Origin of the sequence: Catenibacillus scindens (genome assembly GCF_014202115.1) — a bacterium.
In the GTDB taxonomy this organism is placed as follows: Bacteria; Bacillota; Clostridia; order Lachnospirales; family Lachnospiraceae; genus Catenibacillus; species Catenibacillus scindens.
This window is the reverse complement of sequence record NZ_JACHFW010000007.1, coordinates 143,535-167,994: the sequence shown is the minus strand read 5'-3', so window position 1 is coordinate 167,994 and position 24,460 is coordinate 143,535. Positions and strand designations below refer to the sequence as shown.

The 24,460-nt window shown below is 46.9% G+C and carries 19 protein-coding genes; 14 read left to right on the top strand and 5 right to left on the bottom strand.

The genetic code is table 11. The features are described from left to right. Positions 1-235, top strand: a 235-nt coding sequence (locus tag HNP82_RS18085) for a hypothetical protein (protein ID WP_243164729.1), incomplete at its 5' end; no start/stop codon positions are given. A 381-nt stretch (positions 236-616) separates the two neighbouring features. Here HNP82_RS18085 and HNP82_RS10230 read toward each other — a convergent pair. After that, a complete protein-coding gene (locus tag HNP82_RS10230; RefSeq protein ID WP_183774063.1) occupies positions 617-1,972 on the bottom strand; it encodes an NCS2 family permease in 1,356 nt (451 codons plus the stop codon). A gap of 109 nt (positions 1,973-2,081) precedes the next feature. Then, positions 2,082-3,191, bottom strand: a complete 1,110-nt coding sequence (locus HNP82_RS10225; protein WP_183774060.1) for a glycosyltransferase family 2 protein — start codon at positions 3,189-3,191, stop codon at positions 2,082-2,084. A gap of 264 nt (positions 3,192-3,455) precedes the next feature. On the opposite strand from HNP82_RS10225, the gene HNP82_RS10220 reads away from it, so the two are divergent. The 11 genes from HNP82_RS10220 (at position 3,456) to aroF (ending at position 17,890) form a co-directional block, all read left to right on the top strand. Then, on the top strand, positions 3,456-4,430 hold the full coding sequence (locus HNP82_RS10220; protein WP_183774057.1) for an L-lactate dehydrogenase: 975 nt from the start codon (positions 3,456-3,458) through the stop codon (positions 4,428-4,430). A gap of 437 nt (positions 4,431-4,867) precedes the next feature. Then, the gene (locus HNP82_RS10215) at positions 4,868-6,316 is read left to right on the top strand and encodes an FAD-dependent oxidoreductase (protein ID WP_183774054.1); all 1,449 of its coding nucleotides are present in this window, start codon (positions 4,868-4,870) and stop codon (positions 6,314-6,316) included. A gap of 213 nt (positions 6,317-6,529) precedes the next feature. Further along, positions 6,530-9,001, top strand: coding sequence for a GH39 family glycosyl hydrolase (locus HNP82_RS10210; protein ID WP_183774052.1), 2,472 nt, complete (start codon positions 6,530-6,532; stop codon positions 8,999-9,001). 163 nt (positions 9,002-9,164) lie between these two features. Beyond that, positions 9,165-10,133 carry a flavodoxin family protein gene (locus HNP82_RS10205; protein ID WP_183774049.1) on the top strand — a complete coding sequence of 323 codons (969 nt, stop codon included), beginning with the start codon at positions 9,165-9,167 and terminating at the stop codon, positions 10,131-10,133. Between the two features lie 36 nt (positions 10,134-10,169). Further along, positions 10,170-10,505: a nuclear transport factor 2 family protein gene (locus HNP82_RS10200; protein WP_183774046.1), complete on the top strand. Its 336-nt coding sequence runs from the start codon at positions 10,170-10,172 to the stop codon at positions 10,503-10,505. A gap of 440 nt (positions 10,506-10,945) precedes the next feature. Then, entirely contained in the window at positions 10,946-12,346 is a 1,401-nt protein-coding gene (locus HNP82_RS10195) for a L,D-transpeptidase family protein (protein WP_183774043.1), read from the top strand. 287 nt (positions 12,347-12,633) lie between these two features. Then, positions 12,634-13,941, top strand: coding sequence for a pyrimidine-nucleoside phosphorylase (locus HNP82_RS10190; protein ID WP_183774040.1), 1,308 nt, complete (start codon positions 12,634-12,636; stop codon positions 13,939-13,941). 16 nt (positions 13,942-13,957) lie between these two features. Continuing rightward, the gene (locus HNP82_RS10185) at positions 13,958-14,533 is read left to right on the top strand and encodes a manganese efflux pump MntP (RefSeq protein ID WP_183774037.1); all 576 of its coding nucleotides are present in this window, start codon (positions 13,958-13,960) and stop codon (positions 14,531-14,533) included. Between the two features lie 15 nt (positions 14,534-14,548). After that, positions 14,549-15,544, top strand: coding sequence for an asparaginase (locus HNP82_RS10180; protein ID WP_183774118.1), 996 nt, complete (start codon positions 14,549-14,551; stop codon positions 15,542-15,544). 42 nt (positions 15,545-15,586) lie between these two features. Then, a complete protein-coding gene (locus tag HNP82_RS10175; RefSeq protein ID WP_183774033.1) occupies positions 15,587-16,477 on the top strand; it encodes a YitT family protein in 891 nt (296 codons plus the stop codon). A 399-nt stretch (positions 16,478-16,876) separates the two neighbouring features. Further along, positions 16,877-17,890 (top strand): 3-deoxy-7-phosphoheptulonate synthase, encoded by a 1,014-nt coding sequence (gene aroF, locus HNP82_RS10170; RefSeq protein WP_183774030.1) that lies wholly within the window; start codon positions 16,877-16,879, stop codon positions 17,888-17,890. Positions 17,891-17,922: 32 nt separating this feature from the next. Here the strand turns inward: aroF and HNP82_RS10165 are convergent, their stop codons facing one another. Next, on the bottom strand, positions 17,923-18,540 hold the full coding sequence (locus tag HNP82_RS10165; RefSeq protein ID WP_183774027.1) for a metallophosphoesterase family protein: 618 nt from the start codon (positions 18,538-18,540) through the stop codon (positions 17,923-17,925). A 95-nt stretch (positions 18,541-18,635) separates the two neighbouring features. Then, complete coding sequence (locus HNP82_RS10160; RefSeq protein WP_183774024.1) at positions 18,636-20,552, bottom strand: BMP family ABC transporter substrate-binding protein; 1,917 nt, start codon at positions 20,550-20,552, stop codon at positions 18,636-18,638. 340 nt (positions 20,553-20,892) lie between these two features. Here HNP82_RS10160 and HNP82_RS10155 point away from each other — a divergent pair, with 340 nt between their 5' ends. Both HNP82_RS10155 and HNP82_RS10150 read left to right on the top strand, forming a co-directional pair. Beyond that, positions 20,893-21,810, top strand: coding sequence for an AEC family transporter (locus HNP82_RS10155; RefSeq protein ID WP_183774011.1), 918 nt, complete (start codon positions 20,893-20,895; stop codon positions 21,808-21,810). Positions 21,811-21,843: 33 nt separating this feature from the next. Next, positions 21,844-23,409, top strand: coding sequence for a carboxylesterase family protein (locus tag HNP82_RS10150; RefSeq protein ID WP_183774008.1), 1,566 nt, complete (start codon positions 21,844-21,846; stop codon positions 23,407-23,409). Positions 23,410-23,479: 70 nt separating this feature from the next. Here the strand turns inward: HNP82_RS10150 and HNP82_RS10145 are convergent, their stop codons facing one another. Then, complete coding sequence (locus tag HNP82_RS10145) at positions 23,480-24,031, bottom strand: DJ-1 family glyoxalase III (RefSeq protein ID WP_183774005.1); 552 nt, start codon at positions 24,029-24,031, stop codon at positions 23,480-23,482. Positions 24,032-24,460 lie beyond the last annotated feature (429 nt).

The following is a 24,460-nucleotide window of genomic DNA, read 5'->3' as shown; positions in this document are numbered from 1 at the left end:
GGTAGGTCCGGTGGGCCCGGTAGGTCCGGTAGGTCCGGTAGGCCCGGTAGGTCCGGTGGGTCCGGTAGGTCCGGTGGGCCCGGTAGGTCCGGTAGGTCCGGTAGGCCCGGTAGGTCCGGTGGGTCCGGTAGGTCCGGTGGGCCCGGTAGGTCCGGTAGGTCCAGTGGGCCCGGTAGGTCCTGGGCGGCCCCGGCGGCCGGGGCATGTCGGGGCCGGAGAACAGCCCGGTGTATAGATGCCTGTATCTGATGGGACATGGCAGTCCTCGGAATGATGAAAATACATAGAGATACCTCTGTTTTATGTTTAATATAGTATATGATGATACCAGGGTCAAATAGATATGTTTTTCATGCTTGCATGAAAAAATATATCGACTTGACCCGAAAAACACCGAAAAGGAGCCATTTTTCGCAGAAAAATGGCTCCTTTTCGGTGTTTTAGGCTTTCGAGAGCGCGAAGTGCGGAGCAATCCGTGTCTCATGTCCATTTGTCGGGCAACTCATATGATATGAGATACAAAAAAGGTGTTTTGGAAAATCTGTTCCAAAACACCTTTTTATCAACACTCCCGGCGGGATTGACGCGATTTTTGCATTTTACCCTCGGATATCCATTACAGAAGTGCCAGAAGTATGAAGTTTAATACGAAAAGTCCTGTACACACCCAAAGAATGGGATGGATTTCTTTTGCTTTTCCTTTACATATCTTAACGATGCAGTAGAAGATAAAACCGGCGGCGATACCATAGGAAATACTATAGCAGATCGCCATGAAGATGCCGGCGAAGAAAGCCGGGATGGCTTCTTCAAGATCATTCCATTTGATCTCCTGGAAAGAGGATGTCATCATTACGCCTACCAGAACCAGAGCCGGAGCTGTAGCTGCAAAGGGGACAGCGCTGACAAAAGTAGCCAGGAAAGCTGAGATGGCAAAGCAGATAGCAACAACAACGGAAGTCAGGCCGGTGCGTCCGCCCACACCGATACCGGAAGCGCTTTCAACGAATGTTGTTGTGTTGGACGTTCCGAATAAAGAACCGATAGATGTGGCTGTGGCGTCAGCAAAAAGCGCCTTATCCAGTCTGGATTTAAAGCCGGAGCCGCTTTCCATAAGTTTCTCGTCTTCTTCACTGAAAATACCGCTGCGGCGGCCGGTACCGATAAATGTGCCGATAGTGTCAAAGGTATCTGAAATGCTGAAAGAGAAAATCGTGATCAGCACCAGAGGCAGTTTAGACAGGTCATTAAACAGGCTTATGATTCCGCCTTCTCTGAAGATTGCCAGGAAGGTCGTGGGAAGGGCCTGACATGCTTCAGTGAAGCTTACTGTATCTGAAGGAACAGTTACCTGGAATGGGATTCCGATGATTGTGGTCAGGATGATAGCAATTAAAATCGCACCTTTAACATTTTTTACCAGAAGAATCACACTGAGAGCCAGGCCGATAAGGAATACCCAGAATTTAGGCTGGTTCAGTGTGGCCAGGGCAGGAACACCGCTGTCAAAAGAGATAATGCCTACATTCAGAAGACCGATGTAAGCTACAAAAATACCGATGCCGCCGCCGATGGCGTTCTGCATGCTGACAGGGATAGACTTAATAATGTATTTACGCAGCTTGCTCACTGTGAGAATGATGTTGAGCAGACCGCAGATAAATACCATGGACAGCGCCTGCTGCCATGTAAAGCCCAGTCCGGCACAGACTGTATAAACGAAAAAGGCGTTCAGGCCCATACCAGGCGCCTGAGCGTAAGGTACATTTGCGACCAGACCCATGATCAATGTACCGATAATGGATGCGATAATTGTCGCAAGGAACACCGCGCCCCATTCCATACCAGACTGGGACAGGATGCTGGGGTTGACAACGATAATGTAGGCCATAGCAAAGAAGGTGGTCAGACCGGCAATAATCTCTGTACCTACAGTAGTACCGTTGGCTTTTAGTTTGAAAAACTTTTCCATTTGTTTTTCCTCCGTCTCTTAATATTTTTTCCGCGTTACAGCCTTATCCTACCACAAACTTGCGGCAGATACAAATGTTTCTTTTAAACTGGACGGGGATTACAATAATTTAGACGGTTGAATTGTCGCGGGGATTATCTGTATGAAACAGCAGACTTTGGAAAAAGTTTTCATTATATTTGTATTCCGCCGTATCTTTATGCCACCGGCCGGAGCGCCTGTGAAAATGGTAAGCCTTTCGCACGTCGCCCATGGCGTAGTAACAGAGGCACAGGCACACACATGGATAATAGTTATAGCAGTCAACACGTATGAAACCGCCGCTTTCAGGAATTTCCTTGCAGGCGAGGGCTGCCCGGTACCAGTAAACTGCCTGGGAATAAGCCTGTTTTTCTCTAAAAATATCCCCCAGGAGGCATAAAATTTCCGCTCTTGGAACATCCAGGGAAAAGCTTTTAAAAAGAGCCGACAGAGCCTCATCTGTCTGTCCAAGGGCCAGGTGGCACAGAGCCACGTTGTAGCAGGCTTCAATGCGGTTTTCAATCCAGGCCGAAGGGTCATCGGATACTTCTGTAAAGGGGATGACAGCCTGGTTGTGCCGGCCGGCATACATCAGCTCACGGGCATAGTAAAAACGGTCTCTGGGACATAAAACCTGTTTTTCGCGGAGAAGGTTTTCATAGATCGCCAGATTTCGTTCGGTGTGGCAGGTTTTTTGGGGTGGGCGGTGTTCAATAACAATGGGGGAATAGATCGTGGGCGCCGCCGGGGTGATACACTCATGAACGGCTCCCTCCCAGCAAAAACCGGCATGATTTTTTATGAGCCGTTCCCGATAATAAATTAAAACCGGTGTGCCGTCCGGGGAAAAGCCGGAAGCGTATTTCATCATGACAATATTGATGTCGGGGGTCAGGGTGGCTTTCAAAGCTAAAAGCTCATTTAGTTGATCTGGCTGGATAAGGTCATCGGCGTCCAGCCACATACAGTAATCCATAGAAGCTTTGGAAAAAGAAAAATTTCTGGCGTCACAGAAGCTGTTATTCCATGGGAAATCGAAGACGAGAGCATTGTAGCTTCGTGCGATTTCTTTTGTGTTGTCGATAGAACCGGTGTCCACAATAATGATTTCGTCCGCCGCCGGGGCGGCGCAATCCAGGCAGCGCCCAAGAAGTTTTTCTTCGTTGCGGACGATCATACAAAGGCTGAGAGTAATCAAAAAGAGATCTCCATAAGTTATATTTTTCATAACCATATTATAATATGCGATGTGATCGGTAGTAGTGACTTTTTCAGACCATCGGGAGATAAAAAACTTTTTTCTTCTGGGAAAACGTATATTTTAGACACAGATTTCCATACTTAAATCTATAAGTGCGGTTTTGCCAACAGCGCGGCCGCGCGGTCATAAAATTGTTGCTGTTCACTGGCAAGCCAGCGAACAGTAACACAAAATTAGAACATTGCGGCAGGAGGTTTAGCTATGGGAAATTTATTATATGGAAAAAACAGTAACCTGAATATACAAAAATGCGGGGTCATCGGCTGTGGCGCCGTGGGGGCAACGTCGGCCCACACTCTTCTGGGAAGCGGTCTGTTTAACGAGATTGTCCTCCTTGATATTAACCGGAAAAAAGCGGAGGGAGAGGCTATGGATATCGGCCATGGGGCCCCTTTTGTGAAACCGGTCAATATTTACGCCGGAGATTACAGCGATCTTTCCGACGCCTATCTGGTCATTATAACCGCAGGAGCCAACCAGATGCCGGGGGAGACCCGGATTGACCTGGCAGAAAAAAATGTAAAAATTTTCAAAAGCATTATCCCTAAAATCGTTGAATATAACAAGGACTGTATACTCCTTATCGTGTCCAATCCGGTGGATATTCTCACCTCTGTGGCCCTGAAATTATCCGGATTTGAACCATCCAGGGTGATCGGCAGCGGCACAGTCCTTGATACGGCCCGCTTTAAGTATCTTCTTGGGGAGCATCTTGGCGTTGACAGCCGCAATGTCCATGCCCTTATTATCGGCGAACATGGGGACAGTGAGGTGGCTGTGTATTCCAGCGCCAATATTTCAGGGGTGGATTTGGACGAATTTTGTCAGACCTGCAATAAATGCGGGGACCGGGAAAGTATGCACCAAATTTATGAGGAAGTTAAAAACAGCGCCTATGAAATTATAGAGCGCAAAGGGGCGACTTTCTATGCCATAGCCAGGGTGGTCAAGCGCATTGCCCAGGCACTGATCCGGGATGAGAACGCCATACTGACAGTATCCAGTCTTGTGGAGGGGCATTACGGCATTCATGGCGTTTGTCTCGGCCTGCCTTCAGTAGTGGGGCGGGAAGGTGTGAAATGGATTATAGATACGCCTCTGGATGAAAATGAGGAAAAACAGTTGACAGAGTCGGCCGGGAAGCTGAGAGAAGTGCTGGAGGGGCTGAATATCTAATCTGGAGAATTTTCTGTTGAAAAAAGCATATCCACAAGTTATCCACAAAAGGTGTATAACTATGCACAAAATGTTGTGTTTTGCCGTCGTTTTTTGTGGAAAACTTGTGGATTTTTGAAAAACTCCCGGTTTTATGGGGAATTTTTTGTGTGGATAACTCCAATGGATGTGCCGGCACATCTTCCCGGCGCGCCGCTCTCGAAAATAAAATGTCACAAGGCTGCCGATGGATAGAACGGGGGTATTGTAACATATGACAAAAAAAGATATACTTTCGGATAAAAATTCGATATAAAAATTTAATGAAAAAAAGTAAAATGAGTACATACGAAAAATCCGGGTGTCGGTATACATCGGCGTATACACATGTATACCGGCATGGTCCCGGCATAGCCGGAACCAAAGATCCGGAAATTAAGAAAGGGTGTAAAAAAGCAATGAAAGAAATGACCACAGAAATCGTAGTTGTAGCCGGTGGTCCTGCAGGTCTTTCCGCGGCTGTTCAGGCAGCAGAGGATGGCGCTCAGGTTATTCTTCTTGAAAAAGCAGCTACATGTGGCGGCGCAGCCAACATGGGTATGGGGCCTCTTGGAATTGGCACAAAATATCAGAAAAACCAGATGCTCGATATCTCTGTAGAGAAAGCATTCAATATGTTTATGGAATATACGCATTACATGGTTGACGCCCGTCTTGTAAAGAGATATTTTGCTCAGTCCGCTGAAACTATTGAGTGGCTGGAAGACAAAGGTGTAGAATTTGAAGGCGCTTACCGCTATTTCCCTAAGTCTGAGGCAACATGGCATATTGTAAAGACAGATCAGGGTATTGGACCGAGAGCGGCTTCTTTCATGAACCGTAAACTGTATGAATGCGCTCTGGAGCTGGGCGTTCAGATTTTCACCGAGACTCCTGCTAAGAAGATCATTATGGAAGACGGCAAGGTTGCCGGCGTTCTCGCGACAGATAAAGACGGCGAAGAAGTAAAGATCAACTGCAAGGCTGCCATCATCGCTACAGGCGGCGCAGGCGCAAATCCTGAGATGATCAAACAGGAGACAGGTTTTGATTTTGGCGTAAATATGTTTAACTTCGCTATCCCCGGCATCATGGGCGATGGTATGAAGATGGCTTGGGAAGCTGGCGCTGCCAAATCTCAGGTTCGTATTGAGATGGCTGCCAGCGTTGAGGGTACAGACAGTCTTCCGCAGAGTGTTCCAAATGTATTCTCCCAGCCAAACCTCCTTGTAAACAGACATGGAAAACGTTTCATGAACGAAGATCATATGCAGAATACTACATATTTGAGCAACGCTGTATCCAAACAGAAAGATTGCATCGGCTTTTCTGTTATTGACTCTTCCATTGTTAAATACTACATTAAGAACGGTGTGGACGTGATCAGCATGGTTCGTACAAACCCGGATGTTTCCGATTTCAAAGAAGGCATCCAGATGGCTATCGACAACGGAAGCAAATGCTTCTTTGTTGCTGATACACTGGAAGAGCTTGCTGAAAAGGCAGGCATCGACGTAGATAACTTCCTTGACACTGTAGACGAGTACAATGAATACTGCGATACAGCAGATGAAGAGTTCTACAAACCCCGCAAATATATGCGTCCTATCGTAAAAGCTCCGTTCTACTGCGCACAGATCCGTCCAGGCGGATATGGCACAGTTGGCGGTATTAAGATCAATGAAAACTGCGAAGCTATCGACAAAGACTTCGAGCCAGTCCCAGGTCTTTACGCTGCCGGCGCTGACTCCTGCGCTCTGTACGATGACAGCTACATGTTCCTTCTTCCCGGTAACTCCATGGGTTACGCGGTAAATACAGGACGTATCGCAGGTATGGAAGCCGCTGAGTACGTTCAGGAAGACTGATACTCATTGAAAGATTGATTCACCCAGCCCCGAAATCTGTGGGATTTCTCCTGCTGGTCACTATGTGACCGGCAGCGGATTCCCCCAGTTTCAGGGGCTTTTTTTTTGCCGGAATTTAGGCTATAATAAACGTAAACAGATCAGGAACAGTTACTAATTAACCTGTATTTGTGACAGAATCAACAGGGGTTATGAAAAAGAACAGGTGAGTCAATGATTGAATTTGAGTTTCGTGTTGATAAAAGTGAAAATATGCATACCCATCTGGATATCGAATTATTTTATGTGATGGAAGGACGGGTGGATTTTATAGTGGAGGATCAGACTTTTCTTCTGGAATCCGAAGATTTCCTTATGGTCAATTCGGGACGGCGCCATGCCTATGAGGGAAGTCAGGAAACCTTAGCTGCCTGCTTTCACATTTCTTATGACGAACTGTCAAAACTGCTCAAGCAAAACCTTATATTATTCTGGTGCAACTCTACCGCAGAGGAAGGGGAGCTTTACGAGGAAGTGCGTGAACTCATTAAAAAGATCATCAGCCAGCACTATTACCATGCCGGGGAAGATATGATCTATCTCTACAGCCTCTACTATGAGCTTTTGCACATGCTCCAGAATAATTTTCTCTTGACGGAGGAAGATTCCAGATATAAGGGGGAACTCCATAAGTTTGACGATCGCAAGCAAAAAATTGCCGAATACATCCGTCAGAATTACGATAAACCCATTGCACTGTCAGATCTGGCCAAAGACCTGTATTTGTCCACGGCCTATCTGTCTAAATATATTAAAAAGCAGTTTGGCATGAGTTTTCTTGAGTATGTCAATTCTGTCCGCCTCGGCTATGCCATCTCGGAGCTTCTCCATTCAGATAAGCCTGTGGTGAGGATTGCCATGGATACAGGCTTTGCCAACTCGGCATCCTTTAACAAAGCCTTTAAAGAGAAGTACCACACTACCCCTTCGGTTTATAGAAGCCAGTGGAAGAATGATCAGGAGAGTGCTATAAAGGCCCCACGGATACAAAATATCCAGAAAAAACAGGTGGACGCTTACTTTGAACGGCACAAAAATTATCCGGCGGGACAGGTATATGTTCAGGATATTACTCTGGAAAATACTGAAGGGGAGCCCTACAGACACCACTGGCAAATGATGATTAACGGCGGCACTGCCGCAGATCTGCTCAGATCCGATCTTCAGGAACATTTATGCCTTCTGCACCGGTGTTTAAAGATCCGCTATGTCCGTTTTTGGGATCTTTATTCCAGGGAGATGCTCCTGGATCACTGCCTGCCATCCGGGCTGTATAATTTCTCGCGGCTGGATCTGATTTTAGATTTTCTTCTGGAACATGGGATGAAGCCTTATATTGAGCTGGGGATGAAGCCGAAAAAACTGCTGAAAAGCCGGCAGAGCGTTCTGATCGGAGGGGGCGATTCAGATGGTATTTTTGCGGACGAAAACCGGGTGAGGGAATTTATGTCTGCCCTTATGCATCATCTCGTGGAGCGCTACGGGGGAAGCGAGATAGAAAACTGGTATTTTGAACTGTGGCAAAAAGAACTTGAGAGCAATTTTTTCCATAAGGAAGTCCCGGACAGCGAGGCACTGATTCGAAAATATTTTTCCACCTTTGATTTGGTAGCAGGGGTTCTTCGGGAAATCTTGCCGGGAGTACGCCTTGGCAGCGGCGGTTTCTCTCTGCGTCACGGGAAAGAACGGTTTCGGGAGATGATCCATATATGGCATGAATTTTTACAGAAACCGGATTTTATGACCTTTTACAGTTATTCTTACCCGGCAGAAATGGAGACTGCGGACAAGATCCGAAGTCAGTCCATGGATAAAGATTTCTTGAAGAATTTTCTGAAAGATATTCGGGAACTTATGGACGCCGAAGGGTATATTGGGCTTCCAGTGCATGTGACAGAATGGAATTTTACCGTGTCTAACCGGAATGTCTTTAATGACAGTTGTCAAAAGGGCGCTTATGTCATGAAAAATATAATTGACACCATAGGCATGGCAGATGTTCTGGGATACTGGTGCGCGTCGGATATTTTCGCGGAATATTACGATACCGGTGATTTCCTTTTTGGGGGCAGCGGACTCCTGACAAAGGACGGCATATGTAAGCCTGCGTATTACGCTATGGAGTTTATGGATCGCATCGGACAGCGGATTTATCAGAGGGGAGAAAATTATCTGATCACTGGCGACGATAAAGACGAATGGTATGTGGTCTGCCATAATTACAAACATTTTAATTTTCAGTATGGTCTGCGCCAGGAAGATGAGATCCATGTAGCGGAGCAGAGCCAACTCATTGTGGATGGCCGGAAACTGCGCCTGAAATTTTCATTTCCTTTGCCTTTTGGGGCGGGAAAATATTCGGGTCAGGAGGACGTGCCTGTGGAAATTAAGATTTATGCCGTCAATTCACGGACTGCCAGTATACAGGACCGGTGGCTGAGAGCGGGATTTCCAAGATTTCTCCACCCGGAGGATATGGCCTACTTTAAAAGCGCCAGTGTGCCGGCCATCCGGGTGCGCAGTCACCGGGTACTGGAAGACCGTATTACTTTTGAGACAATCCTTGAGCCGAATGAAATCCAGTGGATTCGTGTAAAAGTGGGACAGTATTATCAGGGATCTCAGACAGGACAAAAAACCACATAGTATTTTTGTCTTTAAAAAAATTGAAAAACAGCAGATTGACAAGAGATGAGTAAAATATCATAGTAATATTCATTAAAATGCCAAAGCCTTTTTTTAAAAAATTTTTTATAATAAAAATGATAGGGCTGAGGCCTTAAAGTTTATATATTATGGAGGTATTTCAATGAAAATTCTCGCGATTTCCATGGGACGTAAAAACAAAAACTGTGATATTCTGGCAAAGCAGGCGTTAATGGCTGCTGAAAAAGCAGGGGCAGACGTACAGTTCATGAATACAATGAACATGAACATTACACACTGCCGGGGGTGCGGCGCATGTTCTGCTTCACGTGATAAAGGCGGACAGATTAAATGTATTTTAAAAGACGATTATCTGACAATGGAAAATGCGGTTCTGGACGCAGACGGCATTATCCTTGTAGCTCCGGTATACTCTCTGGCGCCTACAGGACAGCTTAAAAACTTTATCGACCGTTTCGGCGCTGCCCATGACCTTTCTTCAGCGACAGTTGAGCAGGAGAAACGTATCGCTGAGGGCAAGACCGGCGATGAGCTGTTAGACGAGCGTCTGTTCAGAAAGAAATATGTAGCATACATTTCCGTTGGCGGTGCCCACACACCAAACTGGGTATCCATGGGACTTCCAAATATGTATATGTTCGGTATGTCCACAGCGATGAAGACTGTGGGACAGATCAACGCTTACGATATGGGCCGTATGACCAATCCGGTATTCCATCCGGACTTCATGGAAAAAGTTGCCGGACTCGGAAAACATCTGGCAGAGTCTGTCGGCAAAGAATACGATGATGTGACATGGTATGGCGAGGAGGGCGTATGCCCGGTATGCCATAACAACCTTCTTTCCTATATCCCAGGTAAAGGCACAGAAGTTGAGTGTCCTCTCTGTGGTACATATGGCAAACTTGAAGTTGTTGACGGCCAGATCAAAGTGACTTTCTCCGATGATGAGAAGAAAAGGGCAAGAAATACAATCACAGGTCTCTACGAGCATCATTATGAGTTAAAAGATATGATGACTTACATCATGAAGAATCTTGAAATCCATAAAGATGATATGAATGATCTGCTGAAACCATATTTTGATTATAAACCGGAGTACAAGGATTGATTCCGGAGATGAACTATTATTAAGAAGAGGACAGCTATGACAAATAAAGAAGTTGTTGCGGCAATGTATAAAGAGTTTTTTAACGATCATGATGTGAATGCCGCTCTGAAGTATGTAAGAGAAGATTATATCCAGCACAATCCCGGCGTAACCCAGGGAAGAGCCGGACTTATGGAGGGCTTCGCAAAGAAATTTGAAGTTGATCCCACATTCCATCTGGAGATCAAAATGATGATCGAGGATGGGGATATGATTGCAGTATATTTGAAAAATGTAGATCCGGAAGGAAATACAAAATGCCGTGTTGTGGATATCTACCGTATGGAAGACGGTAAGCTTGCCGAACACTGGGATGTATTACAGCCTTGCTGATTATCAGCAACAGTTTGGCCGTTCCTGATGACTGGACTGTTATGATTTTCTATTTAGTTTAATTCAAAAAAGAAATTCCCTTCAGACTGGCGACAGTCTGTTAGGGAATTTCTTTTTTGCGCGCCTTCTTTTTGATCATAGGAAACCGGGGGTGACATGATACAAAAAAGTAGGGCTCCGGGGGGTTCCGGAGCCTTTCTTTTGTGCTTTTATGTTTTATCTTTTGTTTTCTATACATATTATATAACGCAAATTTTTTCCATGCAAGCACAATTTATCGACATATTTCGACTTTACAGCAGTTCTGCCGGCACAAGTTGAAATTCATCTTGACAGAGCTTATGTTTGCTGTTACTTTAAAATGTGACCATATTTTTTATGTCATAAGAAACTCGGTGTTGGGCATTGGTGAATATTATACATAAAATGGGGATAGATGAATGAAGAAAAAAACGATTCGGAATATTTTGTTTTTTCTTGTTGTTCCACTGGCCTTGATCGGCATGATTTATTTTTTTGTGGCACTCTACTATACCAATCATTTTTACAATGGAACATGGATTAATGGTGTTAATTTTTCAAATAAAACTGTGGATGAGGCTAAAGAAAGCCTGAAGGAATACAAGTCGACGTATATATTGAGGATTGTGGAGCCTGACGGGGATCAGGAAGTGATTCTTGGCAAAGACATAGATTACGCGGAAGCCTTCGATGCTGTGGATGAGATCAAAGCGTCCCAGGGGATATGGGGATGGATACTGGCTTTTGCTGATGTGAACTTTTATACGGTGGATAGTACCAGTTCCTATGATGAAGATAAGCTGGAGCAGCAGGTTTCCCAGTTGGAATGTATCAGCGGAAAGGACGTGGTGCAGCCCCAGAACGCTTATGTAGAGTTTACTGAGGATGGGGTAACGCTGGTTCCGGAAGTTTCCGGAACTCAGATGGATGAGAGTAAACTTCTGGCGGCAGTACAGTCGGCGCTGGATGAGGGGCTGACGCGCATTGTCCTGGATGATTCTTATTATATTCAGCCGGAGGTAACTACACAGTCCCGCCAGATCCGGGAAATTATGGAGCCTGTGGAGACTATTGAGGGCACGACGATAACATATGATATTGGCGGCAGCGAGGAAGTTCTGGACAGTACGACGACAAAAAGCTGGATCTGTCAGGATGAAGAAGGTAACGTCACAGTGGATAGTGATAAAGTTCTGGCCTATGTCCAGAGCCTTGCTGATAAGTATAATACTGTAGGAAATTCCAGAGAATTTACGGCTACAGGGGGAACTACAGTCACTGTGCCCGGAGGAAATTATGGATGGGCTATTGACGTTCAGGCGGAATCCATGGCGCTGAGGGACGCCCTGCTGGCGGGAGAAAGCCAGACAAAGGAGCCGGTCTACAGTTCAACGGCCGCAAGGCACGGGGGCAATGAGATCGGGGATACATATATTGAGATCAGCATTGACCAACAGCATATGTGGTTTTATAAAGACGGCGCCCTTTATGCCGACACAAATATTGTCACAGGCATGGTCAACGGCGGCTACGATACACCTAAAGGCTCATACAAAGTGCTGAACCGCTATACAAATCTTCTTCTGGAGGGGGAAGACAAGGAGGGAGATAAGTATGCCTCTCATGTTGACTTATGGATCGGCTTTTACAGGAGCGATTATGGAATCCATGACGCCAGCTGGAGAGGGGAAAGTCAGTCCGGCTACGGCGGGAAAATCTATATTAATAACGGTTCCCATGGCTGTGTCAACACGCCTTATCCGGAAATGGAAAAAATCTTTAATGCTGTTGAGCTGAACACACCGGTGTTAATCTATTAAACAAGAGGTCAAATTTTAATTTGACCTCATGATACCACGGATCGCTCCGTGCTGTCGCACTCGCGCGTCTCCGCTCCGCTGCGGTCGGCGCTGGGCAGGCGTCACTGGCGCCTAGCGCCCTAAAAACATTCGAAATCGCTCATTTTTCTTTGAAAAATGGCTCTTTCTCATGTTTTTTCGGGTCAAGTAGACATGCTTTTTCATACAAGTATGAAACGCATGTCTATTTGACCCTGGTATTATCATCTTAAGAGCTGCACAACAAATGGGCAGGAGAGGAGGTCTGTATGCGTTTTGTAGATACTATCGTTAAAAAGCGGGAGGGAAAGACTCTTTCCACAGAAGAGATCCGGGAATGGATCAGGGGCTATGTCCAGGGGCAGATTCCGGATTATCAGGTCAGCGCCCTGCTGATGGCTATTGTCTTTCAGGGTATGGATGCCAGGGAAACTTATGATCTGACCATGGCTATGATGAACAGTGGAGATCTCCTGGATCTGAGCCAGATCCGGGGAGTTACTGTGGATAAACATTCTACCGGGGGCGTGGGAGATAAAACGACTCTTGTTGTAGCCCCCATGGCGGCCGCCTGCGGGGCGAAGATCGCCAAAATGTCCGGACGGGGACTGGGCCATACCGGTGGAACTTTAGATAAACTGGAGTCTATTCCCGGATTTAACTGTTTTTTGGAAAAACAGGCTTTTTTTGACCAGGTCAACCGCATCGGTCTGGCCATTGCCGGGCAAACCGGAAATCTGGTCCCAGCGGATAAAAAACTTTACGCTCTGCGAGATGTCACTGGAACGGTGGATTCCATGCCGCTGATTGCCTCCAGCATTATGTCTAAAAAGCTGGCCAGCGGCAGCAGCGCCATTGTCCTGGATGTAAAATATGGCAGCGGAGCTTTTATGAAGACATTGGAGGACGCTGTGGCTTTGGGCCGGGAGATGATGGACATCGGCAGAGCGGCGGGAAGAAAAGTCAGCGTTATTGTTACCGATATGGATGAGCCTTTAGGATGCGCCATTGGAAATGCCTTGGAAGTTAAGGAGGCTATTGATACCCTTTGCGGGCGCGGTCCTGAGGATTTTACGCATCTGTGTCTGGCTGTAGGCAGCCTTATGCTTGTGACTGCCGGAATTGTCCGAGATGAGAAGCAGGCCCAAAAACGCCTTGAGGAAGTTTTGGCAAACGGGGCGGCTCTTGAAAAGTTTAAGGCGATGGTCCGGGCTCAGGGTGGGGACGTGTCCGTGGTTGATGATCCCCGGCGTCTGCCAAAGAGCCGTATGACTACAGAACTTCGGGCCCGCCAAGACGGCTGTATAGACCATATGGATGCCATGAACCTCGGAACTTTGGCCATGCAGATCGGCGCCGGACGCCGGACAAAGGATGACGCCATAGAACCTGAAACAGGGATCGTTCTTAGAGCGAAGGTGGGGGACTGTGTAAAAGAAGGCCAGGTGTTGGCGCAAGTCTGTCACAATGTTCCTCTGGAACAGGAATGGATTCACGGTTTTTATGACAGTATTTCTCTGTCTGGCAGTCCTGGGCAGCGCCGCCCTCTGATCCGGGAGATACTTACATCTTATTAAAAAAGGAGTTTAAAAAATGGGACTTTTGGAATTGTTTTTAATCGCTGTGGGATTATCCATGGACGCTTTTGCCGTGGCTGTCTGTAAGGGGCTGTCTATGCGGAAAATGCGCTATGGGCAGGCGGCAGTTATCGCTTTATTTTTCGGAGGATTTCAGGCGCTGATGCCTCTCATCGGATGGATTCTGGGCAGACAGTTTGAGAAGTATATTACAAGTGTCGATCACTGGATCGCTTTTGTTCTTCTCGGCCTTATCGGAGGCAATATGATCCGGGAGGCTCTTGGGAAGGATGATGAGGAGACGGTGGAAGCTACAGACCATCTGAATGTAAAAGAACTTTTAATGATGGCCATTGCCACCAGCATTGACGCCCTGGCAGTGGGTATTACTTTTGCCTTTCTCCAGGTGTCCATTGTGCCCGCCGTATCTTTTATCGGCTGCACTACATTTGTACTGGCATTTGCCGGCGTCTGTATCGGAAAGATCTTCGGTGCCAAATATAAAAGCCGGGCGGAACTTCTTGGCGGTATTATTCTGATTCTCATCGGACTTAAAATATTATTGGAGCATTTGGGCATACTGCCATTTTAGAGGTTGGATCTTATGATGAAAAATATTTTGCTTATTGCCACCGGAGGGACTATTGCTTCCAGAAGCACATCCAACGGTCTGACGCCCCAGCTTGGCCCCGGGGAGATCCTTGAGTATGTGCCTTCGGTACAGCGGCTTTGTCATGTAGACTGTATCCAGCTTTTTAATCTGGATAGCACAAATATTTTGCCAAAACACTGGGAAGCAATGGTGAAGGCTATAGAGGAGCGCTATGACCGCTACGACGGTTTTGTTATCTTACACGGCACAGATACTATGGCTTATACCTCAGCAGCCCTGTCCTATATGATACAGAGCAGCCCTAAACCTGTGGTTCTCACAGGCGCTCAGCGGCCCATTGACAAGGAGATCACCGACGCGAAAATGAATCTTCGCGATAGCATATTGTATGCCTGCGATGATGATTCTCATGATGTGGTCATTGTATTCCAGGGCCATGTGATTGCCGGGACAAGGGCAAGAAAAATCCGTTCTAAAAGCTTCAATGCGTTTTCCAGTATTAATTTCCCTGATGTGGCAGTGATCAGCGGGGAGCGTATCATACGGTATATTGAGTGGAAGGCAGGGAACGGCCCACGTTTCTATACACGGCTAAATCCCAGAGTATTTACGTTGAAACTGGTGCCGGGGATGGACGCCGGCGTGATCCATTATCTTATGCCCTATTATGACGCGCTGATCATTGAGAGCTTTGGCGTGGGCGGCATTCCCTGTTATGAAGGCGATGTTTATATGAAAGCCCTGGAAGAGTGGACCGGCAGCAAAAAACTTTTGGTTATGACTACCCAGGTTCCCAATGAAGGGAGCGATATGGTCATTTACAATGTGGGTTCCCGTGTTAAGCGGCGGTTTGATTTGTTGGAGGCCTACGACATGACGCCGGAGGCGACGGTGACAAAACTTATGTGGCTTCTGGGAACTTATTCTGATGATAATGAGATAAAAAAAGGATTTTATACCCGGATCAATCACGATCTCATGACTGTATAATGTACTAAGAAAGACCGGATATCAGAGAGGGAGGAAATGAAAATGAAGAATACAGACAGCCGTAAATGGGCCCGCGGTCTTGCCCTGGATCTAGGCGCAGATCTTATAGGGTCACTGATTTTTGCCGTGGGTATTGTATGTTTCACAGAGCCGGCCAATATTGCCCCTGGCGGCGTGTCCGGCCTGGCTATTATTGTCAACTATTTATGGGATGTTCTTCCCATCGGCGCTGTCAGCATGATCATTAATATCCCCCTGATCATTTTATCATTTATTTATCTGGGAAAAAAGGCTTCCTGGAGAACTATAAAATCTCTGGTGATCAGCAGTCTTATGATCGACTGGGTGGTCACTCCTTTTTTTCCTGTGTATCAGGGAGATCTCCTGCTGGGAGCGGTCTTTGGCGGAGTATTTATCGGAGCCGGCCTGGCTCTTATCTTTCTTAGAGGGTCTACGACCGGGGGAACGGAAATCGTGTCCAATCTCATGCGCCTCAGATGGCCCCACATTTCTATGGGGCGGGCGATTTTGTTTGTAGACTGCGCCGTTATTGCCCTGTCCATGGTTGTGTTTGGAAATATGGAATCAGGTATGTACGGCATCATTTCTCTGTTTTGCAGTACAAAGGTGATAGACGCCATTATTTACGGTTTTGACCAGGGAAATATGGTGACGGTCATCTCCGACAAAAATGAGGAGATTTCCCGAAGGATCATGGCAGAGATCGACAGGGGTGTCACCCTGCTCCACGGAAAGGGTGCTTACACCGGGAAGGAGCGGGAAGTTCTGATCTGCGCCGTGCGCAAATCAGAGTTTGCCCGCCTTAAATCCATTATCCGGGAAATTGATCACAGCGCTTTTGTCGTCACCACAGAGGCCGGGGAAATATTGGGAGAAGGCTTTAAGCCGGTAAATAAAGACGGCACTTTTTGACCTTAATAGCAAGGGGTGATCTTAAATTTTACGGTTTTGATGGATTTTATTACTTTAAAGCGTTGCGCTTTAAAGCGGTGTTGACAAAGGCTCCATCATCTGATATAATCAAAACCATCATCCCGAAAGATAAATTTTGCCAATTATCTGGGAAAAACCTGAGGGAGAGATGATAGAAAGGAAGAGACAGCAGCAATGAAGAAAATATTTCCATGTCATTTTGATTTTGCATATGGTTATTATTATCCGGACTTTTTTTGTGCGGATTATTTTTGCTGCGTCGAAACAGTGCTATCGAGAACGCTTTAAGAAAATTCCTTTTTTCAAAAAGTCTGAACCGGTGTCTGTGACGTGGCACCGGTTTTTCTTTTGCAAAAACTTTATCAGGAGGTAGAAACAATGATCATTATTTTTAAGGAAAACGCGCCGGAAAAGGAACTTGGGGCGCTGCGTGAGGAAATTAAGAGTCTTGGACTGGAGATCCACGAATCTGTGGGTGAAAAAACGCGTTTATGGGGGCTTGTAGGGGATACGTCCCGGGTGGACATGGACTGGCTCAGTGCCCGTCAGATTGTCGATGAAGTTAAGCGTGTTCAGGAACCTTACAAGAAAGCCAACAGGAAATTTCATCCAAAAGATACAGTGGTAGATATCCATGGAAAGAAAATCGGCGGAGGTCATTTTCAGGTGATCGCCGGGCCCTGTTCTATCGAATCAGAGGAGCAGATGAACAGTGTGGCCAAGAGTGTTGCTAAAAGCGGTGCCGGCTTCCTTCGGGGCGGGGCCTTCAAACCCCGGACATCCCCTTACGCTTTCCAGGGGCTTCACAATGAAGGGCTTAAACTTCTCCTTGAGGCAAAGAAAGCCTGTGGCCTCCCTGTAGTCACAGAGCTGATGAGTGTACAGCATATTGATCTTTTTCAGAATGTGGACGTTATTCAGATTGGCGCCAGAAATATGCAGAATTTTGAGCTTTTAAAGGAAGTGGGAAAACTGAAAACTCCGGTGCTTCTCAAGAGGGGACTAGCCAATACATTGGAAGAACTTCTGATGAGCGCTGAATATATTATGGCCGGGGGAAATGAAAATGTTATTTTATGTGAACGGGGCATTCGCACTTTTGAGACGTCTACAAGAAACACCCTGGATCTGTCCGCCATACCTATGCTGAAATCCAAGACTCATCTTCCGGTGATTGTGGACCCGTCCCACGCCTGCGGTATCCGGTGGATGGTGGAGCCTATGGCTCTGGCGGCTGTGGCGGCGGGAGCAGACGGCCTTATGATCGAAGTGCATAATGATCCTGAGAAAGCGCTGTGTGACGGCCCTCAGTCTCTGACTCCGGAAATGTTTGAACAGCTTATGGGAAAAGTGCAGTCCATGGTTCAGTTTATGAAAAATCTTTCCGCCTGACGGCACAAACCGGAGGCGGAAAGCGGAACTGTTTATTCTTGAGACTGGGAAAGGTCTTCCCCGTAAGTAAACACATATTTTTCATAGCCGTTAATGATCTGAGTGTCTTTGTACCGGTCCAGGCGCTTGTATTCCCGGCCGTAGGACATATGGACATGGCCGTGGCAGAAATACTGAGGATGATATTTATCCATAAGATAGTTGAACCCGGAAAAACCCATATGGGGCAGATCCTGGCCGTCATTGATCTGGTAGGCAGGGGAGTGGGTCAGAAGAATGTCAAATCCCCGGTGGCGCATGAGGGAAAATCGAAGCCGGCGGATGCGGGCGTTCATTTCCCTCTGGGTATACTGAAATGGGCCTTTTTTATAGCGCATGGACCCTCCAAGGCCGAGAATGCGTATACCGTTAAAATTGTAAATGCGGTCTTCCACACAGGTACATCCTGTAGGCGGGTCCTGCTCGTAGCGGGCGTCGTGATTGCCATGGACATAGAGTATGGGAGCCTTGGTAAAGCAGCATAAAAACTGCAGATAATGAGGGTTCAGATCACCGCACGACAAAATAAGATCAATCCCCTCCAATTTGCTTTTTTCAAAAAAATCCCAAAGTGACCGGGATTCTGTGTCAGCAAGTACCATTATTTTCATAGCTTTTGTTCCTTATCCCCGCGGAGCCGGAAAATCTCATATACCCGGCGCCCGCGATTTACATTGTGTCCTGCAGCCCCCGGCAGCAGGACTTTTTAATTATTGTCCGGGGCTATGCCGTAATGGACGGCAACCTTTCGGGCATCGTCAACAAGTTCATCCAGCGCCGGAATCCGGCCGATAACGTTGTCGGACAGCCAGTCCATAACGATCACATCTTCCGGCGGCATGACTACCTTGTCTTCACACCGCAGCGTCCCATCCTGATCCAGCAGAGGACCGGTAAAGGGGACAAAATGATTATGGCAGATGGCTTCCTTTAAAATGTGGACAAGCTGCAAAGTGCCGGATGGTATCTTGTCGGAGTAGATCAGGTCGATGGTTCCGGCGGACATACCCCACCAGTAGTTGACCGCCTGGAGATCATCGGTTTCCCCGTCGGCTTTCCACGCGCCGCTTAAAATACTGCGGATGATCCGTTCGTAGAAGACGCCCCAGTGCCAGATGGGCATGGCCAGGTTGGTCTTGACGCCGTCTTTTTCCGCGTAAAGTCCAAACTCCCGGGAAGAATCGCTGGGATTGATCATTTCTTTATCTGAAATAATGACGACGTCATTTTTTTTCAGATTTTCATAGGGATCGCTGTCTTTTAATGTGGACCATTCCAGGTAAACTTTTACTTCCGGATCTACCATTTTCGCGCCAAGGGCGAATGCATTGATATTGGCGGTCATCCCATAAATGGGGTAATCGGCAATGTAGCCCACCCTGTGGTTGCGCGTCAGAGTTCCGGCTAAAACGCCGGAAAGGAATTTCGCTTCATACATGCGGCCGTAGTAGGTTCGTATAAAGCGATGGGGGATGTTTAAAGAACAGTTCAGCACCCGGATGTCAGGATGGGCGATAGCAGATTTTAAGCTGTCGTTGACAAATTCCGGGGTCGTGGTAAAAATGACGTTATAGCCGTCGGCAATGGCCTTTTCAATCGCCGCGTAGGCGTCGCCGGGTTCTATATTGTCCATACAGCATGTTTCAATAGTATCGCCGAAAACCTGTTCCACATGGGCCCGGCCAAGTTCGTGTCCGTAAGTCCAGGCGGAAGTCTCGGCGGTCTTATTGTGGATAAAGGCTACCCGCAGATGTTCAGGATCTGGGGAAAGAAGTTTGCTCAAAAGTCCCTTTTTAGGGGCTTCCTCGTTGGGAACCATAACAAGAGCTACCGAATCATCCTTGTCAATGAGAAGAAATTCATCCCAGATTTTAGTCATATTGCTGCGGATCGTCGCGGGGGTATCCTCAAAGAGGGAGGCGTAGTCAAACAGCTCAATGTAAGCCAGCATGGCGTCCGCCGGCGTGCAGGACAGTTTATCGCCGCCCAGAGCTTTAAATTCTTTATTGAATGTCAGCCATGAGGAACGGAATAAGGCCCGCTCTTCGTCCGTCCAGGGAATCTTTGTATAATTATCCAGAATCTTCATAAGACGGCGGTAGCTGCCTTCTTTGGAAAACCATATGTAATTAATATGGGATACGTTATAAAATTCAAGATATTCGTAATAGAGCTTCACTTCCGGGTCATCATTAAGTTTTGGTACAATCCGGGTGACTGTTCCGTAAACGCTGACAGAACCCAGATATTTTGAGACACTGACCCGTTTGTTGCCTTCTACAACATAATATTTTCCCATAAATTCATAGGCAATGATGGGATCCCGCTGACCCTCGTCAATAAGGGCATCTACAAGTTGGGACCACTTGCTGGCAAACTCGGAATCCGGGCCAAGTAAAGGCATAAAGTTTGAGGCGAAGGCTGTAGTACGGCCCTCAGTACTTGTGCCGACGATCAGCTCCAGAGGCACGTCAATGGTACCCAGGCTTGTGCGGCTCTCAATATCTGTCTGCGCCAGAAGATCATCCAGCACGGGAAGGTAAGGATAATTGCCGGAAGATGCCTGTTCACGGTATTTTTTCTGTCCCAGGCGAAGGGCTTTCTCATAATCTTCCATAGACATAAAAAAATCAACCTCCTCTTATAAAGAACCCCGTAAAATTAGGGGATATTCATGTTTCAAAAAATGAGAGCAGTAAGAATTTTAACATACTTATCTATTATATGCAGCCATTTGTGAATTTTGTCAAGGGATTTGGAAAAAGTTCTTATAAGTTTGAAAGTATGGATATATAAAATAAGATATATTTTACATTATAAATGATATCTTTTATAATTAGGATGAGACAACTGTAAAAAGCCATAATTTTCATGTATGCATGAAAATTTATGACTTTGTGGAGCGAAAAACATTCGAAATCGCTCTTTTGTTCGAGATAATGTTTGGTGGGAGGAAAATGTATATGGAGTTTATGTCTGTGCTTATCCAGCAGGTTATTATTATGTTTCTGCTGATGCTCATCGGTGTGCTTTTGTTTCGCTTTAAGAAACTGACAGTACAGGGAAGCAAGGAACTGGGCCATGTGCTTGTCTATGTGATCATGCCCGGTGTGGTCATTAATGCTTATATGACTGAATTTTCTATGGAACGTCTCAGAGGCCTTTTGCTGTCTTTTCTTTTTTCAGCTCTTGCCCTGATCCTGGCCATGGTTATTTCCGCAGTGATCTTTAAGAAACACCCTATTGAAAATTTCGGCACCGCTTTCTCCAATGCGGGATTTATGGGGATTCCTATTGTCCAGGCGGTCCTTGGTACGGAAGCGGTTTTTTATGTCTCAGCCTTTGTGGCCCTTTTAAATCTGCTGCAGTGGACTTATGGTGTGTTTGTTATTACAAAAGATAAACGGCAGATCAGCGCTAAGAAAATATTGACCAATCCCATTTTGATCAGTATGGTTGTGGGTATTATCCTTTTCCTTATTCCTGTGGATATCCCCCACGTGATTTCAGGGACAACTTCACTGATCGCGGGAATGAACGCGCCGGTAGCTATGATCAGCATCGGTACTTACCTGGCCCAGACAAAACTCAGCCAGCTCTTTTGCGATAAAGCGGCCTGGGCCAGCGCTTTCGTTCGTTTAATTGTGATTCCGGCGCTGACTTTGGCCCTGCTCACCGCGGTTCCTGAAAATTATGATACATTAAAACTGGCTATACTGATCGTAGCCGCCGCGCCGGTGGGATCTAATGTGGCTATTTTTGCCCAGATCCACAACAAGGATTATACTCAGGCAGTAAAGAGCATATGCCTGAGTACGGTATGTTCACTGTTTTCTATCCCTCTGGTTATGTGGGCGGCAGATCTGTTGTGGCGCGTCTGATTTTGTGTGACTAAAATAAAAGAGGTGTGTGTGATGAGTGAAAAAATTTATGCGGTAACTGACTGTGGCGTTGTTATGGGGGACTGTGACGGGGCATATGTTTCATTTAAAGGCATTCCCTACGCCAGGGCACAGCGTTTTTGCCCGCCTGCCCCGGTAAAATGGGAAGGGGTGCAAGAATGCCTGTCCTTTGGAAAGCAGGCTATGCAGGTATATGATATCGCGGCGCCATGGGCGAAGCACCAGAACCGGGACGCCTTTGACGAGGACTGCCTCAGCCTGAATATTTATATCCCGGAAAAATTTACAGCGAGAACAAAAAAAGGCGCTATTGATGTTGATCACAGCCAAAAGCTTCCGGTTCTTTTGGAAGTTCACGGCGGAGCTTTCCAGACTGGGAGCAGTCAGGAACATACCCCGGAACAGATGATCCGGGATAACAGATTTATTTATGTGGCGGTGAACTACCGTCTGGGTGTGTGGGGGTTTTTGTACCTTGGAGATATTCTCGGACAGTCTTTTGAGGCCAGCGGTAACAGCGGACTGATGGATCTTATGGCGTCCCTGGAGTGGGTTTACCGCAATATTGAAGCCTTCGGCGGCGACCGGGAGAAGATCACAGTTATGGGAAGTTCCGCTGGGGCCAAGGCGATCGGCGCTATGATGTGCCTGCCCCAGACAAAACAGTGGGCCCATCAGGTGATCCTCTCCAGCGGCGCGGCCCAGAGTATCCGAAGCCGGCATACCGCTTCCGTCATTGCCAGGGATTATATGGCGATCCTAAAGGATGTTGTTAAAAAGCATGAGGGGGAGGAAGGGATACCTTTCGGTAAAGATATTTCAGATAAGGAACTTCTGCTGACATTACCGCCGGATATTTTGCTGGAGGCCCAGAAGATCCTCTGCGATAATCCTGGAAGTACATGTATGTTTGGCCCGGTCGCTGACGGCGTGGTTCTTCCTGAAAACTGTGAACCGATGGTCATTTCCGGAACATTGTGGGAGGGACGGGCGATCATAGGCTCCAGCCGGCACGAACAGGATCTGATCAAGATCATCAACCCCAATTTTCTCCATGACGCCCCTCAGATCGCCCGGTGGCTTTTTGGAAAGAACGGGGAGATTGCAGCGAAAGATTTTGAACAATTGTGCGAAGCTCAGGCGAAAGAGCGGGGGACAGACCCCTCCGACGGAGAAAAAGCGGACATTTGGACCCGGATCCTTACAGACTATATGTACCGGACCTACAGCTACCGTCTTGCGGGACGTCTGGCTAAAAAAGGCTGTAAAGTGTGGCAGTTTACTGTAGATTTTATGCCTGCTTACCACTGCTTTGACCAGCAGCTTGCTTTTTCCGATCCTATGCCAATGTTTTTTAGCAGCAAAGAGCATAGACAGAAGGCGAGAGAAGTTGGACAGGTTATTTATAAAGAGTATGTGAATTTTATTGAAATGGGCGTGCCGGCCGATCCTTTGGTGTGGCCCTGCCTGGACCCGGAAAAACCCTGTCAGATGATCTGGGATGAGGTGAGTGGCGCCCGCCTGATCCCGGAGGGGGATGTGTTGGATCATATTGGCGAGGAAGTATATATCCGTTAAAGAAAATATAGACCAGGGGAAAAGATAAATCCCCCGCTGCCTGTGATAGTGTGAGCAGCGGGGGATTTATTTATTTAAACATAATGGATTTCATCAGATCTTCACCGGCCTGATTATCTTTTTTTAACAGGGAGACAAGGCAGGCAGAAAACTCGATGGCGGTGCCCATGCCGCGGCTGGTGATCACATTACCGTCCACCACTACGTTGTCGGTGCTGCAGTAGGCTTCTGTGAGCTTGTCTTCAAATCCGGGATAGCATGTCGCATGTTTTCCGGCAAGAATTCCGTATTTTCCAAGAACACTGGGGGCGGCGCAAATGGCGGCCACATATTTTCCGGCGGCGGCAGCTTCTTTAAGGATTTTTCCAAGGACCTCATTCTCCGCCAGATGGGTGGTGCCTGGAAGACCGCCGGGAAGAACAAACATATCGGCCTGGGAAGGCTGGATATCTTTGAGCAAAATATCGGCGTCAATGGAGATATTGTGGGAGCCGGTGACTTTAATTTTGTCGTTTATGGAAACAATATCAATATCAATTCCGGCCCGGCGCATCATATCGACGACTGTAAGCCCCTCGATCTCTTCAAGACCGTCGGCAAAGAAAATATATACTTTTGACATAAGAATAACCTCCTTGATTTCTGCGGGCAGTGAGCCAAGCGGACGCGCTTGCGCATCCATTTGACGGTGCTGTGTGCCATTGGCACACAGCACCGCCAAATGGAGTGTAGACCGCCGCGAGGGTTAAATACCTCGCAGCTTATGCTGCGCTAACTGTTCCCATGCCAGTCAGCTTGCTGCAGGGTATTTGACTGCTGATTTGCACCGGGGAACACGGCAGTGTGGCCCGGCGGGTATACCTTTTGAACTTGTGATATTACTTTCAGTATAGGAGAGATGGAGAAAAATGTAAATAGGAAATCGCTGCGATTTTTAGTTATTGTTCATCCATGCCCCATTTCAGAAAACACAATCCCTGCAAAAATCTTGGCCCATTAGAGTGTTTACCAAAATCGAACTTAATGGTATAATAGCCACATAGTGGCTATT